Source organism: Halobacillus andaensis, assembly GCF_014636475.1.
Taxonomy (GTDB): Bacteria; Bacillota; Bacilli; order Bacillales; family Halobacillaceae; genus Halobacillus_A; species Halobacillus_A andaensis.
This window is the reverse complement of the sequence record NZ_BMEL01000003.1, coordinates 21094-33832: the sequence shown is the minus strand read 5'-3', so window position 1 is coordinate 33832 and position 12739 is coordinate 21094. Positions and strand designations below refer to the sequence as shown.

At 41.7% G+C, this 12739-nt stretch carries 13 protein-coding genes; 6 read left to right on the top strand and 7 right to left on the bottom strand.

Annotation, left to right across the window (positions count from 1 at the left end):
* The first annotated feature begins 8 nt into the window (after positions 1-8).
* From IEV27_RS11460 to IEV27_RS11450, 3 genes are all read left to right on the top strand, one after another.
* A complete protein-coding gene (locus IEV27_RS11460; RefSeq protein WP_188377638.1) occupies positions 9-926 on the top strand; it encodes a PLP-dependent cysteine synthase family protein in 918 nt (305 codons plus the stop codon).
* A gap of 5 nt (positions 927-931) precedes the next feature.
* Positions 932-2068: a bifunctional cystathionine gamma-lyase/homocysteine desulfhydrase gene (locus IEV27_RS11455; RefSeq protein WP_188377637.1), complete on the top strand. Its 1137-nt coding sequence runs from the start codon at positions 932-934 to the stop codon at positions 2066-2068.
* Between the two features lie 680 nt (positions 2069-2748).
* A complete protein-coding gene (locus tag IEV27_RS11450) occupies positions 2749-3393 on the top strand; it encodes a TraR/DksA C4-type zinc finger protein (RefSeq protein WP_188377636.1) in 645 nt (214 codons plus the stop codon).
* 33 nt (positions 3394-3426) lie between these two features.
* On the opposite strand, the gene IEV27_RS11445 is transcribed toward IEV27_RS11450, so the two are convergent.
* Positions 3427-3786, bottom strand: a complete 360-nt coding sequence (locus IEV27_RS11445) for a Lin0512 family protein (protein ID WP_188377635.1) — start codon at positions 3784-3786, stop codon at positions 3427-3429.
* Positions 3787-3924: 138 nt separating this feature from the next.
* Here IEV27_RS11445 and IEV27_RS11440 point away from each other — a divergent pair, with 138 nt between their 5' ends.
* Positions 3925-4767, top strand: a complete 843-nt coding sequence (locus IEV27_RS11440; protein WP_188377634.1) for a VOC family protein — start codon at positions 3925-3927, stop codon at positions 4765-4767.
* Between the two features lie 31 nt (positions 4768-4798).
* Here IEV27_RS11440 and IEV27_RS11435 read toward each other — a convergent pair whose 3' ends face one another.
* Positions 4799-5617: a GNAT family N-acetyltransferase gene (locus tag IEV27_RS11435; RefSeq protein WP_188377633.1), complete on the bottom strand. Its 819-nt coding sequence runs from the start codon at positions 5615-5617 to the stop codon at positions 4799-4801.
* Positions 5618-5761: 144 nt separating this feature from the next.
* Here IEV27_RS11435 and IEV27_RS11430 point away from each other — a divergent pair, with 144 nt between their 5' ends.
* The gene (locus IEV27_RS11430) at positions 5762-6427 is read left to right on the top strand and encodes a DUF3298 and DUF4163 domain-containing protein (RefSeq protein WP_188377632.1); all 666 of its coding nucleotides are present in this window, start codon (positions 5762-5764) and stop codon (positions 6425-6427) included.
* A gap of 18 nt (positions 6428-6445) precedes the next feature.
* Here IEV27_RS11430 and IEV27_RS11425 read toward each other — a convergent pair whose 3' ends face one another.
* The 5 genes from IEV27_RS11425 to IEV27_RS11405 form a co-directional block, all read right to left on the bottom strand.
* Complete coding sequence (locus IEV27_RS11425; RefSeq protein ID WP_188377631.1) at positions 6446-6997, bottom strand: GNAT family N-acetyltransferase; 552 nt, start codon at positions 6995-6997, stop codon at positions 6446-6448.
* A gap of 273 nt (positions 6998-7270) precedes the next feature.
* Positions 7271-7924 (bottom strand): class F sortase, encoded by a 654-nt coding sequence (locus IEV27_RS11420; RefSeq protein WP_188377630.1) that lies wholly within the window; start codon positions 7922-7924, stop codon positions 7271-7273.
* A 2-nt stretch (positions 7925-7926) separates the two neighbouring features.
* Positions 7927-8727 carry a DUF4397 domain-containing protein gene (locus IEV27_RS11415; RefSeq protein WP_188377629.1) on the bottom strand — a complete coding sequence of 267 codons (801 nt, stop codon included), beginning with the start codon at positions 8725-8727 and terminating at the stop codon, positions 7927-7929.
* Positions 8728-8953: 226 nt separating this feature from the next.
* Positions 8954-10072 carry an amidohydrolase gene (locus IEV27_RS11410; protein ID WP_188377628.1) on the bottom strand — a complete coding sequence of 373 codons (1119 nt, stop codon included), beginning with the start codon at positions 10070-10072 and terminating at the stop codon, positions 8954-8956.
* Between the two features lie 811 nt (positions 10073-10883).
* Entirely contained in the window at positions 10884-11789 is a 906-nt protein-coding gene (locus tag IEV27_RS11405; RefSeq protein ID WP_188377627.1) for a TIGR01777 family oxidoreductase, read from the bottom strand.
* An 89-nt stretch (positions 11790-11878) separates the two neighbouring features.
* Between IEV27_RS11405 and recX the strand changes: the two genes are divergently transcribed.
* Complete coding sequence (recX, locus tag IEV27_RS11400; protein WP_188377626.1) at positions 11879-12691, top strand: recombination regulator RecX; 813 nt, start codon at positions 11879-11881, stop codon at positions 12689-12691.
* Positions 12692-12739 lie beyond the last annotated feature (48 nt).

The window sequence follows — 12739 nt, the reverse complement described above, 5'->3', positions numbered from 1 at the left end:
GAAAACCGATGGGTTACGTTACGAACGTGCAATCACTTGTCGGCCATACGCCGATGATTGAGTTGACTCATTCTGCGATTCCAAATCAGGCGAGAATATTTGCGAAGCTCGAATTTATGAACCCAGGCGGCAGTGTGAAAGACCGTCTGGGTTTAAAACTGATTGAAGACGCTTTGAATCGCGGTCATTTAAAGCCAGGAAGTACGATTGTTGAACCGACCGCAGGCAATACAGGGATAGGTCTTGCTCTTGCGGCGATCGGAAAAGGGTTTAAAGTGGTGTTCGTTATTCCGAAAAAATTCAGTAAAGAGAAGCAAACATTGATGAAAGCTCTCGGAGCACGTATCGTTCATACACCTACAGCTGAAGGAATGCTTGGAGCTATTAAAAAAGCCAAGGAGCTATGTGATGAAATTCCTGATGCTTTCAGTCCTCAGCAGTTTCATAATATGGCGAATCCAAATACGTATTACGAAACGCTTGCCCCTGAAATCTACCGTGACTTAGACGGTGAAATCGATATATTCGTCGCCGGGGCAGGAACCGGCGGCACATTTATGGGCACGGCGCGCTATTTAAAAGAACAGGATGCCTCGATTAAGACGGTGATCGTTGAACCTGAAGGATCGATTTTAAATGGAGGAGAGTCTGGTCCTCATCGAACCGAAGGGATTGGTATGGAATTTCTACCTCCCTATATGGAAAAAAGTTTTTTTGACGGTATTCATACGGTTACGGATGAAAGAGCCTTTCAACGGGTAAAGGAGCTCGCTTTAAACGAAGGCCTGCTCGTAGCCAGTTCATCCGGTGCAGCGTTTGAAGCCTCATTACGAGAAGCGGAAAAGGCTGAGCCGGGGGCGCGAATTGTAACTATCTTTCCAGATAGCAGTGAACGTTATTTAAGCCAAGGGATTTATGAGGAGTGAAAGCAATGAGGAAAAAAACACAATTGATTCATGGCGGGATCACAGGTGATGAGAAGACAGGAGCTGTTTCGGTACCCATTTATCAAGTGAGTACGTATAAGCAAGATGGAGTGGGTCAGCACAAAGGCTATGAATATTCCCGTACAGGAAACCCTACACGTTTTGCGCTTGAGCAGTTGATTAAAGATCTTGAAGGAGGGCATGCAGGCTTTGCCTTTGGTTCAGGGATGGCCGCAATTACGGCAGTTCTAATGACATTCAATCAAGGGGATCACATTATTTTTACAGATGATGTCTACGGCGGGACCTACCGGCTAGTTTCAAAAGTGGTTCATCGTTTTGGATTAGAAGCTAGCTTCGTCGACACCAGTGAGGTTGAAAACATTGAAGCTGCATTAACAGAGAAGACAAAGGCCATCTATGTGGAAACACCGACTAATCCGCTTTTGAAAATAACCGATATGAAAAAAGTATCGGACTTGGCGAAGGACAAAGGTGTAACGTTTATTGTGGATAATACGTTCAGTACCCCATATTGGCAAAACCCAATAGACTTTGGGGCCGATATCGTTCTTCACAGTGCCACCAAATATTTAGGTGGTCATAGTGACGTCGTGGCCGGGCTTGTCGTTGTAAATTCAGAAGCATTAGCAGAAGAAGTTCATTTCGTGTTGAACTCGTCAGGCGGCATTCTCGGTCCACATGATTCTTGGCTATTAATGCGAGGCATTAAGACGTTAGGAGTCCGTATGGAAGAGATCGAGAATAATACCCGTGAATTTGTTGAATTTCTACAATCCCTTCCTGAAATCACAAACATCTACTATCCTGGCTTACAAGATCATAAAGGGCGTGAGGTTCACGAGCGTCAAGCGAGCGGCAGCGGAGGAATGATTTCATTTGATGTGGGAAGCGGGGAAAGAGCCGACCAAGTGCTGCGAAACGTGAAGTATTTTACGTTAGCTGAAAGCTTAGGTGCAGTGGAAAGTTTGATTTCTGTCCCAGCTATGATGACACACGCGTCAATTCCTGCAGATCGTCGTGCGGAGCTTGGCATTACGGATGGACTGGTTCGAGTCTCGATCGGTCTAGAAGATATTGAAGATTTAAAAGAAGATTTCCTGCAAGCGTTAAGAAAATAGAGATGCAAAAAACGGTCTTAAGTGAGGCCACTGAAAAACTGAAGGTCCATGGAAGGTAGAATGTAAAAAAGCGGCCTGTGTGGAAATTAAATTTCACACAGGCCGCTTTTCTTCTAGCTTTTTAGAGATTTTGCGTCTTTTATTCCTTCATTTCAATCTTATATCGTTCTTTAGCCTTTTACTTTGGAACGGGTATACATCACTTCTTGACCTGACCCCGTTTTACGACAGACACAACGTATAGATGGTTTTTAAGAGGAGATATTTGCACATACGAATGGGTTTTTTAGATGGATCTCTGTTGATGCCACGATGAGCGTTCAGTGGTGACGCCTGGTCGATTAAAACCGGTCACGTCCTGTAGCCAACGTCGACACTAACACGTCCGGTGCGTCGCGGGAACAGCGCGAGCCGAAGATCCACTTGGTCAAGTGAACTTCTCGACAAAGTTAGCTGAGGCCGTGCCCGTGGCAAGCATCCACCGACAAGCGATTCGTGAGGCTCTTTAAGATTAGATAGACTCTTTCAGTGGTCTTTCATAAGTGACCGTCATTTATTTGGAAGACGATTCCTGCTGACATGAGGAAAGCGTGGGTCGTTCGATCGTTGACATCTATTCATGAATACAACGATTCACCTTAGCCACACTATAGGTAAGTTGGTTAACAGGAGGAATGACAATGGATTACGCTCATTTTAAAGCTCAACTAGAGGAAAGAAAACGAGAAATTGAGCAAAAAATGATGGATAACAACCATTACGGATTAGATCGAGGATTTGCGAGTGACATGGCATCTGGAGAGTTATCTCAATATGATAACCACCCTGCTGATTCAGGGACAGAGCTTTATGAAAGAGAAAAAGACATGGCGTTAATGGACCATGCAGAGCAGGAGCTTGAGGAGATTAATGCAGCTTTAAAAAGAATAGAACAGGGAACGTATGGAGTTTGTGAAGTATCAGGTGAAAGAATTCCAGAGGAAAGACTCGAAGCTTTACCTACAGCAAAAACGAAAAAAGAGTATGCTTCTCCTCAAAACGTACCTGATGACCGAAGTATAGAAGAAGAAGTTTTGCGGGAGATTGATCAAGAGGATAACCGAGATCCAAATGCGTATCAGCAAGTAGCTTCTTTTAATGAAAATAGTATGACGTACGAGGACTCTTCTGTTCAAGAGGAAGATGAAGGTTCAGGGTACACGGAGGAGTTCGAACCGTTTGTTTCTACAGATATTCATGGATATACAGGGGAAGAGAATGTCCATTTTGAGAGAAATGTTCATTACGAAAAATATAAAGACGAACATGATGAATGGGAAGAATAAGGAAAGTCTGTTGGGGATTCCAACAGACTTTTTTTAATAACCTACTTCAACAGAGGCGTTCACAATATACATTTGATCATTTGAATCGTTCTTTTCTTCTAAAACGATGCCGCTAGTCGTCATCATTCCGCCTTCGAGTTTTTCTACGGTTACTTCACCATAAGGGATAGCTTGTTTTACTTCTTCCTCATCCAGTTTATCAAGATCGGCAGGAAGAGCGAGTTTTACTTTTACTTTCATGTTATTTAAATCTTGATCGGGAAGGGCTTCGCGTATGCCCGGCATCGAGTTAGAATTAATTGCATTTTGGACGGCACGCAGGGAAGCGTGTGTAACATTCTGGCCATGTACATCAATTCCCATTCCTGTTTGTATGAACATTAACTTTTCCATAAATGTAAAGACCTCCTATAGGGTGTTTGTAAAACCATACCCGTATGATCGAAATGTTAAAAGTCATGTTGGTTGTATTTATCTTGGTGAAGAAATATAGTTAACTTACAAAAAGTAAGTTGTAGGAGATGAGTTTATTTGAATTACTCTACTTTAGAATCACCTTTTATTAAACAGGTGATTATCCGAGTGACGCAGTTGGCTGTTGCTAAACACTTTTATACAGAGGTTCTTGGGCTAGAGTTGATCACCGAATCGAAAGCTGAACTTCAGTTAGGAGTCGATGATAATGTTCTTTTGATCGTACGGTCAGGTGCTGATTTTAAAAAACAGCGTGGAAAAGCCGGACTTTATCATTTTGCTTTATTAGTTCCGACAAGAGAAGACTTGGGCGGCGTTCTCCAGCATTTATTAAAAATGAAAGCCCCTATTCAAGGAGCGGCTGACCACATTTTTAGTGAAGCCATTTACTTACAAGACCCTGATGGCAATGGGGTTGAGATCTATTGTGATCGGCCGAAAGATCAGTGGAAAGTCAAAGAGGATGGATCGTTGCCGCTTGCTTCAGATCCTTTAGATGCGGAAGGTTTATTGCAGGTGGCGAATCAATGGGAGGGGATGCCCATACAGACCGTGATGGGCCACATTCATTTGCATGTGGCGAGCATTCGAGACTCTCTGCATTTTTATCATAAGCTATTGGGATTTCAAATTAAGATACAAATGAGAGAGCAAGCCTTGTTTTTAGCTTCCAATGAATATCATCACCATATTGGGTTAAATACGTGGGCAGGTGAGGGAGTTCCTCCGAATCCGGAGAATGCGGCAGGTCTTGTCTCGTTTGTTCTTCAAGTTGAAGAGGAGCGGGAATTGAGTTGTATTGAAAAGCAGCTGCAAGCAGATGACTATCAATACGAGAGGTCTAATCGACAATTATTCGTAAAAGACCCATCTGGAAATCTAATTTTTATAAATGCGTAAAAAGCGATCTCTATGAAGAGACCGCTTTTTCTTATAATGAAGCAGGTTGTTCCACTGGTTCAAAAATATGCATCATCCACTTACCGATGTCTTCAAAACCGAGGCGTTTATAAATGGAACCAGCATCTGGGTTATCGTAAAAAAGACAAAGCATTTTTCCTTCATCTAAAAGATCCTGACAAAGCTTCTTCATACAGGCGCTGGCATAGCCTTTTCGCTTGAAATTAGGATGTGTACAAACTCCTACGACCATGGCAGACATGGAATTTTCAGCTGTAGTGGACGCACTGGATACCATGTGCTGCTCTTCTTCGATGTAATAAATTCGAGCTGACTTCCCTTCGATCCCTTTAATTATACTGCTTTCACGGCTATTGTCTTGTTCGAATTCAGGAATTTGATCCTGAAGTTCAATGATTCGTGGGACATCATCCACTGTAGCTAGATGAACATTTGAGGTATTTAGGTTCAACTCAAGCTTTTCTTTGTGATCACATTTTGCGTAGAAAAGGGAGCGTGTTTTCTTCGGTGTATGTTCGATGTAAGGAAGAATTTGTGCCGTAATGGATTGAAGGCCTGATAATTGCATAAATTCAGGGTCCTTATTAATGATGGCCGCAAATCCTTTAGCGTTAAAAGGCTGGCTGGCATATGCGATGTAGTTATTATGATATTTCAGTAAAATAGCGTGAAGCTGCTGATGTTTGTTAAATTCTCCCCATAGCATTTGAAAATCTTGTTCATAACCAAAATTTTCGATGTCGCCAATAATAAATAAATTTTCAGCTGGCTTTTCAGCTAGTAATTGCTGACAGGCTGAATCATCTTTCTCTGTAAGTTTTCGAATCATACCCTTTCCCCCTTTTGTTAGAAATTGTATTAAGTTTACCAAAAAGAATGAAGATTTCAATAACTTTTAGAAATTTTTTCAAGGTCGATAAGTTTTTATAAAAGTGGTCACACTAAAAAGAAGTGAACAAAAAGGGGGATTATGATGAGAAAGCTGCTGCTATTACTAATGGCTATGATGGTTTTTGCCTTACCAGTTAAGGCAGAAAGTGTCTATAGCATTCAGCATAAAGATCATATCAGGCAGGATTATGAAATCCATATCGATTTTCCAAACTTTGATGGGCTCGTAAATAAAAAGCTGGAAGAGGAAGTAAACAAAGGAATTAAAGAAGAAATAGATGCAACGATGAAGCAAGTTAAAAGGGCAGGTGAGAATTCTACAGGATTTCCAGTTTTGTATTATGGAGAGTCCTCAGTAATTGAGGAAAAAGAGATGATTTCTGTAATTTTAACGTCAAACATTACGAGAGGGGATTATTACGAATCATCGGTAAGTTCCATTAATTTTGAAAATGAAAAAGACGGAATATTTTTGAAACTGGAGGATGTGGCTCATATCGATAAGCTGAACCAAGAAGTTCAAAAGAAATTTTCGAGTGATCCAGAAACGTTTAATATTCAATCCTTTCAAGGAGTAAGAAAAGACACAGCCTACTATATTAAAGATGAAAAATTAACATTAGTTTTTAATAAACACGAAGTCGCTGCTGGTGTCTTTGGAACACCGGAAATCAGCATTCCATATCACTTAGTCAAGAAAGAGAAACCGCAGCATAAAAAGAGTGTTCCTGTCCCTAAGACAGTGTGAAAAAAGGAAGCATAGATTCTATGCTTCCAACACTTCTTCCTCTGAAGTTTGTTCTCCATAATAATGAAACATATATTGTTCTTTCGAAATCATATAAAGATCGTATACTTCCTCGTGGCGATTAATCCACTGAAACACATCTGGGTAAAGCTCATTGGCATTCACAACGTAAGGAATTTTCAAAGCTGCTTTTAAAGACCTGACGTTGGCGCGTCGTATTTTCATGAAAATTCCTTCGATATCTAATTGAAAAAACAGTTCCTTAAAAAAAGCCTCTTTCGCTATTTGATTGTATCCTTTACCGAAATAAGGTTTTCCTATCCATGTGGCAAGAAACCCTCTATTTTCCTGAATATCAAATAAGTTGATGGTGCCGATTGGCTGTCCCCACTCATCAAGGATCGTCCGGGATATTAACTCACCGCGTTCTTCAGCTTCGATCGTCTGTTTGGTGATGAAATAATATTCATCGCTCGTATCCGCTTTATGGCGCACGTACGGGAAAACTTCAGGGTCAATCATCAAATCAAACAGAGCTGGCACGTCGTGTAAGTCACGCTTTTTCAGCATAAAAAATCCCTCCTTATGGGTAGAGGAGGGTAGTCTGAACGCAGGGAAAATACAGTTCAGCCGGTTCAAACCACCCTCGAATTTTTATCAATTGCTCACAAAAATTCGGGGTGGGAATCGAACCCACTAGAACCAGCACATGCTGGTGGCGCACCATTTGCCTTCCCTTTGTCTTCGTTCATTACTATATATTATAGTAAGAATATTTTAATCGATTTTTCTGTAAAAAGGAATAGGCGCTGCGCAAATTTTTTTTGTTAAATTTTACTGTAATTATGCATCTTTTTGATCCACTACTTCTGTATATACAACCAATCTTTCTTGATGGGTTTCAGCTTCACGATCATACAAACCTGTACAAGTAATTAAGTTCAGAGAAGGAGCATCAGATGAACCAAAAATTTGATTAATCGGTGCTTCATCTGTTGGGTAAGCGACCACTTCTTTTACTTCAAACGTAAGAGTGGAATCTTCTCCATGAATCAGTATTTCATCTCCGGCTTTTAATTGATCTAAATCAAAAAAGACGGCCGGCCCTTTATAACTATCAACGTGCCCAGCAAGTACAGCGTTTCCTTTATCCCCCGGCTTTGTTCCAGGTTCAAACCAGCCTACGTCTTTGTCATTATCAGGCACTTCCATTCCTCCGTTTTCCGTTAACCCCTCTTTTGTAATAGGTGCAGAAACTTGAATCGATGGAATCTCTATTTTGGAAGGTGTAATTCCATTATAGGGAGGCTTCCTTTCGGTTTGAGAAATGGAAGTGGTTTCTATCGTATCCTGACCAGGTTCATCTTCCGCTTTCGTTTGAGATGATTCTGAAGTAGAGAGAACCCTGGTCCCCTCGGAAGGTTCTTCATGCATAAATTGAAAGCTGATGAAGAAGACGAGAAGACCCAAGGTAAGTGATCCTATGAGTTGTTTCATTTTTATGCTTCTTGACGTTTACGGAATAAGATGAAACCTGCACCCATAGCAATAGCTCCTAAGATACTTGCATAAAGTACTGCATTTGTAGCAGATTCAGAAGCTCCCCCAAATCCAGTAGCTGGCATTTCACTAGGCATTTCTTGATTATCCTGCAATAGAAGAATTTCTGGAGAATCAGCAGTACCTACAGCAAATGCGCTATAAACGTTTCCTTCTTCAACTTCAGTACCAGAAAGGTCAATTAATTGATCTCCCTCTTGCGTACGTACTTCTAAATCGTATGTTCCTGCTTCTACATCTTCATAATCAGTAGCAGATGGAAATTCTGCACCAGAGAAAATGGCATCTCCTTCAATTTCACCTACATCTACAGCTGGACCATCAGGGATAAGGTGGCCGACACGAAGTTTTGCCATACCTTCTTCAGCCTCCATTGTATCTTCGAATGCTTCTAATTGGAGACTGTCTACCGTATTAACAGCTGCTACTGTGTAAGCTTGTCCACCTTCCACGCTCACGTCAGTTGATAGAACAGGATCTTCCTCTTCCATGGTTCCTTCAGCATAAATGTCAACTGTATGGTCACCAGCTGGCAATTCCAAATAGTCTGTGGCATCTTTGAATGCAGCACCTTCAACAACAGCTTCATCATTTACATAAACATCAACTGCAGGAGCATCAGGTGAAGCGTGCAGCACACGAACCTTTGCCATATCAACGTGATTATCCGCCAAAGCAACTGGAGCAAACATTCCTAAAACGAGAGCAACTACACCTAACATTGAAAATAATTTCGCCATGTCTCCACTCCTTTAAAATTTTTAATGTATTTATATAAATTGCTGAAGAAGATCTTCAAGCAATAAATATCGTTATACAAGTTGTTTAAATATTGTGTAAGTTTTGTATAACTATAATATACACGAATTTTAAAAAGAGGAAACCTTTTTAGCACATTGAATGTGCTGGTATTATTTTCAAGCAAAATAAAATGAGGGTTCGACGATTGTCAAAGCCTCATTTAAGTTACTGTGTATATACAATTTCTCCATCAATCATCGTCCATAGCGGGGTAGACATGAATTCAAAGGGATGCCCGTTCCATAAAACAAGATCGGCATCTTTACCTTTCTCAATAGAGCCAACTCTGTCATCAACCCCTAAATTTTTAGCCGGGGTGATGGTGATCCCTCGTAAAGCATCTTCTATAGGGAACCCTTCACGAGTCGCAAGCGCTGCACAAATGTTTAAGTATTGTATAGGTGTGTAAGGGTGATCGGTCATGACGGAAACTTGGACACCGTGCTCATGCAAAACTTTATAAGTCTGCCACGTTTTATTCCGAAGTTCAATCTTAGACATGCGGGTTAAGGTAGGACCAACTGAAACTTGCAGCCCGCGGCCCGCAAGCTTGTCGGCAATCAAGTGGCCTTCTGTACAATGCTCAATTCTTAAATCTAAGTCAAATTCCTCTGAGAAACGTAAGGCCGTTACGATATCATCCGCACGATGCGCATGAATACGTACGGGGATTTCTTTATTTAAAGCTTTCAATATAGGCTGAATGCGCAGCTCTGTTGGATCACATTTTGGAGCTTGATAAAATGTTTCTCTTAACGTTCCCATAATCCCAAGCCTGGTAATGGATGCATTTTTGGAGGGAGAGTGAACGCGTTTTGGGTTTTCGCCAAGGGCCATTTTCAACCCTGCCGTCTCTTTAATCACCATATCGTTAATCGAATGACCAATCGTTTTTAACACAGCCGTCGTTCCCCCGATGATATTTGCGCTCCCTGGCATGATATGTGCTGTAGTCACCCCTGCTTTTCTTGCATGGAAAAAGGCCGGGTCAAAAGGGTGAGCTCCATCAATAGCTCTTAGGTGAGGGGTAGTCGCTTCAATGGTTTCGTTGGCATCACTTCCAGCCCAACCGGTTCCTTCGTCATATAACCCTAAATGCGTATGGACGTCGATAAAGCCAGGGTAGAGGTGATATCCTTTCCCGTCGATCACTTCAGCTTCCTCAGGGATAGGCAGATCTTGACCAAAATCTTGAATCTTCCCGTCCATAATGTGTACGCACCCATGGTTTAAAGATGGAGCAGTGATAGGGTGGATATTGACGTTTTTAATGAAAGTCTGCATCGGCAGTCCCCCTCTAATCTTCTTTTCTTTATTATACTTCGAAAAACGAAAACTAGAGCATAAAAAGAACGGAAGATACTTCTTCCGTCCGCTCAAAGAGAAATAGCTACTTTTTCAAGGTCACTGAAAAAATCCTTTGTTGAATCTCACGAATCGCTTTTCGGTGGATGATTGCCGTGGGCCCGGGCTCAGCTAACTTGGTCAAGAAGTTCACTTGACCAAGTGGATCTTCGGCTCGCGCTTCCCGCGACGCACCGGACGTGTTAGTGTCGGTGTTGGCCACAAGACGTGGCCGGTTTTAATCGACCAGGCGTCACCACCGATCGCTCAACGTGTCATCAACAGAGATCAATCTGCAATCCCAAACGAATGTTCAAATATCTTCTCCTTAAAACCATCTATACGTTGTCCATCGTGGGTCTCACGCCCGAGGTTAAACCCACGCTTGGCGATCTCGGCTCACTCGTTCTTCCGCAGGAGTGAAAGGGTCTTCGCTCCTTGTAAGTCCTTTAAGTCAGAAAAATCCATTCATCGGCGAATGGGATGCCTTTTTCTAGGATCATACCTTATTCGTATCTCCCACGGGAGTCTCGTCGTTTACTAAAACCCTTTTACAAAAAAGAACACTTGAAAAAATTACGGACAATTCAAAATACGATGATTTCGAAAGCCTATTCATTATAAAAAGGAACTGAAAAGCGACTCTTTCCAGTTCCTTTTACCTGTCAATAAAGATGGAGAGTGTACTCCCGTATTTACATCTGTTCAAGCTTTTTCGACCGTCTGAAAGTAGAAGGATCTTCGGTTCTAATTAATCGACTAGTATAGAATGTAAAGCAGGTTTAAGCTCAGGGTACTTAAACGCATATCCGTGCTCGGTGGCTTTTTTAGGGACTACAGATTGGCCGTCTAAGAGCAGCGTACTCATGTCTCCGAGCGCCGCTTTTAATGCAAACGCTGGCGCTGGAATCCAATGAGGTCGATTGAGCACGTCACCTAGAGTTTGTCCAAAATCTTTATTACGCATAGGATGAGGAGCGGTACCATTAATTGGTCCGCTAATCTCTTTTTCGTGAATAGCAAACGTAATTAGTCCAACAACATCATCCACATGAATCCAGGACATCCACTGTTCTCCTGAACCCAAGTTACCGCCGATCATTAATCGATAAGGAATAATCATTTTAGGCAAGGCTCCTTCTTCACCTAAAATGATACCAAAGCGGACATAAGCAGTGCGGACTCCAAGCTCAGCAGCTTTGGCGGCGCGTTTCTCCCATTCCACAACAACATTGGCTAAGAAGTCATTCCCAGGCTGCGTGGTTTCTTCAGTAAACGTTTTGGTTTTCGATCTTCCGTAAAACCCTACCGCAGAGGCATTTACAAGAACCTGCGGTTTTGTTTCAGCTTTTTCGATGATCTCAAGTACGCCTTCAGTGGCATCGATTCGACTGTTCATAATGGAACGTTTCTTGTCCTCGGTCCAGCGTCCGCTGTTTAGTGACTCGCCTGCAAGATTAACGATAGCATCAATAGCAGGGAGTTCTTTCCAAGGGGTGTACTCATCCTTTAGCCATCCTACATATGTGATTTGATTGGTGTCATGATGTTTATCGGGGTTTCTCGTTAATATGTAGACGTCGTGACCTTCTTTAATAAGCGCGTTTGTCAGCTTCTGGCCAACAAAGCCAGTACCTCCGGTAACAACGATATTCATGAAAGATGCCTCCTTCGCAAATGATACGATTCTTAGACGTGACCGAATGATAGCAAGCCGTGCTACAATAGTGGAAAAGGGGTGTTAATATGGCGAAAATCACTCGGATCACGACTCAGAAAAAGAGTAAGAATCGGTACAACATCTATCTGGATCGAGGTCAAGGGGAGGCCTACGGTTTCAGCGTAGATGAAGACATCTTAATTAAGTACAGGCTCCAGAAGTCTATGGAGCTTGAAGAGTCTACCATCGAAGCTTTAATCCAGAAAGATACCATACATAAGGTATATACCCAAACCATTAACTATTTAAGCTATAGAATGCGCTCAGAAAAAGAAATTCGTGATTATTTAGTAAAAAAAGAAGTAGACGAAGAGCATATTAATGAAATCATTCGACGCCTTTATCAAGAAAAGCTGTTAGATGATCTAGAATTTGCCAAAGCTTTGGTAAGAACTCGGATTACCACTTCTAGTAAGGGACCAATAATGTTGAAAAAAGAGTTAATTGAAAAAGGGGTGGATGCCTCATTAGCCGATGAGGCAGTACAGGAGTTTCCTTTTGACCGGCAAGTGGAGAAGGCTGTGAAACTGGCAGAAAAGAAATTAAAAAGTGATCGAAAAAAATCTCAGCGTCAACAAATTCAAAATGTGCAGCAGCATCTCATGCAAAAAGGGTTTACTAGCGATGTCGTTAAAGAATCGTTAACGCGGCTGCCGGAAGAAGAGGAAGAGCAGGAATGGGAAGCTGTTGTTTTCCAGGGGGAAAAATTGCTTCGTAAATACGAGCGAAAATCTGAAGGGTATGAATTAAAGCAAAAAATAAAGTCAGGTCTCTATCGAAAAGGTTTTTCTTTTGAATTAATTGACCGCTTTATTGATGAAAATGTCATAGAAAAGTAAATGTTCATAAAACAGCTGAGATGTTCGTATTTTGTCTGAAATGTTCAT

What these genes read in the sequence shown, in the direction of transcription:
- IEV27_RS11450 (WP_188377636.1), top strand. Translation starts at nt 2,749, where the DNA reads ATGGATTACGCTCATTTTAAAGCTCAACTAGAGGAAAGAAAACGAGAA.
- recX (WP_188377626.1), top strand. Translation starts at nt 11,879, where the DNA reads ATGGCGAAAATCACTCGGATCACGACTCAGAAAAAGAGTAAGAATCGG.
- IEV27_RS11425 (WP_188377631.1), bottom strand. Translation starts at nt 6,997, where the DNA reads ATGCTGAAAAAGCGTGACTTACACGACGTGCCAGCTCTGTTTGATTTG.
- IEV27_RS11405 (WP_188377627.1), bottom strand. Translation starts at nt 11,789, where the DNA reads ATGAATATCGTTGTTACCGGAGGTACTGGCTTTGTTGGCCAGAAGCTG.
- IEV27_RS11420 (WP_188377630.1), bottom strand. Translation starts at nt 7,924, where the DNA reads ATGAAACAACTCATAGGATCACTTACCTTGGGTCTTCTCGTCTTCTTC.
- IEV27_RS11445 (WP_188377635.1), bottom strand. Translation starts at nt 3,786, where the DNA reads ATGGAAAAGTTAATGTTCATACAAACAGGAATGGGAATTGATGTACAT.
- IEV27_RS11455 (WP_188377637.1), top strand. Translation starts at nt 932, where the DNA reads ATGAGGAAAAAAACACAATTGATTCATGGCGGGATCACAGGTGATGAG.
- IEV27_RS11415 (WP_188377629.1), bottom strand. Translation starts at nt 8,727, where the DNA reads ATGGCGAAATTATTTTCAATGTTAGGTGTAGTTGCTCTCGTTTTAGGA.
- IEV27_RS11460 (WP_188377638.1), top strand. Translation starts at nt 9, where the DNA reads ATGGGTTACGTTACGAACGTGCAATCACTTGTCGGCCATACGCCGATG.
- IEV27_RS11430 (WP_188377632.1), top strand. Translation starts at nt 5,762, where the DNA reads ATGAGAAAGCTGCTGCTATTACTAATGGCTATGATGGTTTTTGCCTTA.
- IEV27_RS11435 (WP_188377633.1), bottom strand. Translation starts at nt 5,617, where the DNA reads ATGATTCGAAAACTTACAGAGAAAGATGATTCAGCCTGTCAGCAATTA.
- IEV27_RS11410 (WP_188377628.1), bottom strand. Translation starts at nt 10,072, where the DNA reads ATGCAGACTTTCATTAAAAACGTCAATATCCACCCTATCACTGCTCCA.